The organism is Hydrocoleum sp. CS-953 (assembly GCF_002260545.1).
Lineage (GTDB): Bacteria > Cyanobacteriota > Cyanobacteriia > Cyanobacteriales > Microcoleaceae > Trichodesmium.
This window is the reverse complement of sequence record NZ_LGSU01000601.1, coordinates 1-3,812: the sequence shown is the minus strand read 5'-3', so window position 1 is coordinate 3,812 and position 3,812 is coordinate 1. Positions and strand designations below refer to the sequence as shown.

Sequence of the window (3,812 nt, the reverse complement as noted above, 5' to 3'; positions counted from 1 at the left end):
ATACCAGTAGTCAGAAATAATCAGTTTGCAGGAATTGCTTATGGTTCTCTAGACTTAAGTCAAGTTAGTAAATTTCTGAAACTAAATACCCAAGTAAATGGAACAGAAGGAATAGAAGCAATACTTGTGGATGGTGACAACTATATAATTGCGGATAGTCGTTCCGGAGTAACTATTCAAGAAAAATTAGACTTACAGGAAACAGGAAATATCAAAAACAATCCGAAAAATTTTAAAGATTTAGTAAATTTGTTAATAAAAACACAGTCTGAAAACAATAATTCTGATATAAGTAAAAATTTTAAAAATGTTGCACTTTCGTTATTCAACCTTAATCAATGCACCAGTTGAGGTCGTTTGGAAATTCCACGAACGTTCCGATATTCTGCAAATACTTACCCCACCTTGGCAACCAGTCCAAATTATTCGTCGTCAAGGTGGACTCGAAATAGGAGCAATATCGGAATTTATCATTTGGCTCGGTCCAATTCCTGTAAAGTGGGTGGCCGTACATACAGAATATGAAAAATATAGTTTGTTTAGTGATGAACAGAAAGAAGGCCCAATGGCTAGTTGGACTCATCGTCATCAGTTTAGTGAGGAAGATGGTCAGACTAGGTTAACTGATGCGATCGCATTTTCTTTGCCTGGGGACTGGTTGGCAGAATCTTTTTTGGGTTGGTGGGTAGACTCTCGACTGGAAGATATGTTTCGGTACAGACATGATGTGACAAAACGGGAATGTGAAAAAAGTTAAATACCACAGGAAGTGGGGAGTGGAGTAGTGGAGGAGTGGAGAAAATTCTACCGTTTTACGGAAGTCAAAATTCAAAATCTTTGCATTAAGATTTTACAGACTCAGAACTTTAAAACTACAGGAATTTCAGGAAATAATTTCAAACTTTAGATGTGAAATTATTTGTGACATTTTTCAAGTTAATTGGTATCACAAGGGTAGGTTTTTTACTTTCTGGTTGTAACAAACAATAGAGGAAAAAGCGTAGATATTAAGAGCTATTTGGAGTTTGGTGATTAAATGTCAATGCTTTGAGATTTAATCAGCAGATCAGCAGATCAGTAATTATTAATTATTAATTATTAATTATTAATTATTAATTATTAATTATTAATTATTAATTATTGAAAGTAGCTTGTTGTTGGTCTGATGGTATGGAGATATCTGTTGCTAATAGTGGGGAACGAACAGACAAATAAATTAACGGACCTAAAAGTGGAACTAATGCTACCCAATACCAAATATTTTTTTCCATTCCTCGCCTACTCATATCATCTCCTAATAAAGTAGGAAATAACAGACACAACATACAAAAATCTAAACTCATTACATGAATAAATCTACTACTTTGCCACTGTTGAATAAAGTTTTCCCAGTCGCCATTTTTTAAACCGTATATTAATAGGATACTCGTACCTAATGTTAAAGCAATTCCTAAAATTCGAGAATCTAAAATATTCAGAAATAAATTCTTTTTCCCGGAGAAATTTGGATTAGGTTGACGTAATCCTAAATAGGGTAAAATAGCAAATGCTCCGACTCCAAATGATAACGTCGAAAATAACCATGCTGGTACTTTTTGTTCTCTACCATCAAAGAATAATAAACAACTATAAATTAACGGCAAAATACCCATAATATTGAATAGAGATATAATCAAAGGATTAATATTTTCCCATTCACCTGTTGACAATTTTTGGATTAATTCTAAAGTATCTGGTTGATCTGGGGGAGCAAGTAGGAAAGCATAAACACTAAATCCTATCCAAAGTAACCAAAAAGCTATTTTTGTTTTGCTCATAGTTTTTTTAAATGAAATATTTTGTTAGTTTAACTGAAACTTCAAATATCAATAGACATCTCTAATAATAATAAATCAAATCAATTCTTTCCCCTTATTCCCTACTCCCTACTCCCTCATTTAAGAGACCTATTGCCAAAGTTTTAATTAAATAAATTCAAGATATGAAATTTTTGATTCCCTACTCCCTATTCCCTACTCCCTACTCCCTAACTTAAGGTAAAAATCGGTCTAAAGCTGACTTTAAAGCTGCAATTTCAACATCAATATCTCCATCTTGAGTAGCGCGAGAAATACATTCAGATAAATGATTATCCAAAACCATACGAGCTACTCGGTCTAAAGCACCACGAACTGCAGCTATTTGTATCAAAACATCAGGGCAATTCCGATTATCTTTGATCATAGTTTTAATTCCTCTAACGTGCCCTTCAATTCTTGATAATCTATTGATCAGACTTTGTAGAGATTCTTCACTATGAACATGAGGATGAGCAGAAGAGTGATGGTGATGTTCGGAATTAGAATCTGTCTGAACTGTATCATTAGCTGCCTGTTTTTTTTCTTGGTCAGATATCGCCATAAATTTATAGTATAATACTGGATTGTTAGCAATATTGTAACACCAAACCTACTAAGTTAGTCAATCAAATATTAATGCTATGAGATTGTTAAATTTTTGTCGAATAACTACTAAAATCATTTCTCAATTATTGGCCATTATTATCGTTTTTACTTTTGTACTTGCTTGTCTACCAACAATACCAGCAATGGCTGCTCCAAGACTATTTCCAGGGTTATCGAATTCTCAGTTAGTAGCATTGCAAGCTATACCAGAGAATATCAATACTAGAAATAGTAATAGCTTTGTGACAGAAGCAGTCAATAAAGTTGGTTTAGCAGTGGTGAGAATTGACACTGAGCGACTAATTACTCGTCCAACTAATCATTTTTTTGAAGACCCTTTGTTCGACCGTTTTTTTGATGATAACTTAAGGATGCAACAACCTTCCCAAGAATTGTTAAAAGGTCAAGGTTCTGGTTTTATTGTTGACTCGAAAGGCATAATTTTAACCAATGCTCATGTAGTAGATAAAGCAGACAAAGTTACTGTCAGTTTAAATGATGGGAGAAAGTTTATTGGAGAAGTAAAAGGAACAGATGAAGTTACAGATTTAGCAGTAGTTAAAGTTGATACAAAAGGTGAAATTTTACCAGTAGCAGACCTTGGTAATTCTGATTTAGTACAGGTAGGAGATTGGGCAATAGCAGTAGGAAATCCTTTGGGATTTAATAACACTGTTACTTTAGGAATTATTAGTACTTTAAAACGTCCGAGTTCAGCAGTAGGAATTCCTGATAAAAGATTAGATTTTATTCAAACTGATGCTGCTATTAATCCAGGAAATTCAGGGGGTCCGTTGTTAAATGATAAGGGTGAAGTAATTGGAATTAATACAGCAATAAGAGCTGATGCTATGGGTATTGGTTTTGCTATTCCTATCAATAAAGCGAAAGAAATTAAAGATGTATTAGCTCGTGGAGAACAAGTACCTCATCCTTTTGTTGGTATTCAGATGATTACTCTAACTCCAGAAGTTGCTAAAGAAAATAATAGTGACCCTAATTCTGTTTTAATTTTGCCAGAGGTAGAAGGAGTTTTAGTAACGAAAGTTTTGTCTGATACTCCAGCAGAAAAATCGGGGATGCGGATAGGAGATGTGATTGTAGAAATTGACGATCAATCAATAATTAGTGCTGAACAGTTACAGAGGAAAGTTGAAGATGGTGGTGTAGGTGAAAAATTGCAGTTTAAAATTCTGCGAAATGGTAGAGAAAAAGAACTATTTGTTCTGAGCGGACAAATGAATTTTTAGAATGTGGTAATAGTAGGGGCGGGTTTCACCTTAAATTAAGAAAATTGATACGACAGAGCTGGTAAACCCCCCCCAGATTTACTGCGTGGGGTTGGTCGGGCGAGTGATAGATTAATAT

At 34.2% G+C, this 3,812-nt stretch carries 5 protein-coding genes; 3 read left to right on the top strand and 2 right to left on the bottom strand.

The window, feature by feature from the left end; genetic code table 11:
• Together AFK68_RS36370 and AFK68_RS06630 are read left to right on the top strand one after the other, a co-directional pair.
• Positions 1-351 (top strand): hypothetical protein (locus tag AFK68_RS36370; RefSeq protein ID WP_168186347.1); only part of this gene is annotated, 351 nt, incomplete at its 5' end.
• Positions 308-757 (top strand): SRPBCC family protein, encoded by a 450-nt coding sequence (locus AFK68_RS06630; protein WP_094672085.1) that lies wholly within the window; start codon positions 308-310, stop codon positions 755-757. The genes AFK68_RS36370 and AFK68_RS06630, both read left to right, overlap by 44 nt.
• 376 nt (positions 758-1,133) lie before the next feature.
• Here the strand turns inward: AFK68_RS06630 and AFK68_RS06625 are convergent, their stop codons facing one another.
• Positions 1,134-1,817, bottom strand: a complete 684-nt coding sequence (locus tag AFK68_RS06625) for a DUF2834 domain-containing protein (RefSeq protein ID WP_094672084.1) — start codon at positions 1,815-1,817, stop codon at positions 1,134-1,136.
• A 214-nt stretch (positions 1,818-2,031) separates the two neighbouring features.
• The gene (locus AFK68_RS06620) at positions 2,032-2,400 is read right to left on the bottom strand and encodes a metal-sensing transcriptional repressor (protein WP_094672083.1); all 369 of its coding nucleotides are present in this window, start codon (positions 2,398-2,400) and stop codon (positions 2,032-2,034) included.
• A gap of 79 nt (positions 2,401-2,479) precedes the next feature.
• Here AFK68_RS06620 and AFK68_RS06615 point away from each other — a divergent pair, with 79 nt between their 5' ends.
• On the top strand, positions 2,480-3,694 hold the full coding sequence (locus AFK68_RS06615) for an HhoA/HhoB/HtrA family serine endopeptidase (protein WP_094672082.1): 1,215 nt from the start codon (positions 2,480-2,482) through the stop codon (positions 3,692-3,694).
• The last annotated feature ends 118 nt before the right edge of the window (positions 3,695-3,812 follow it).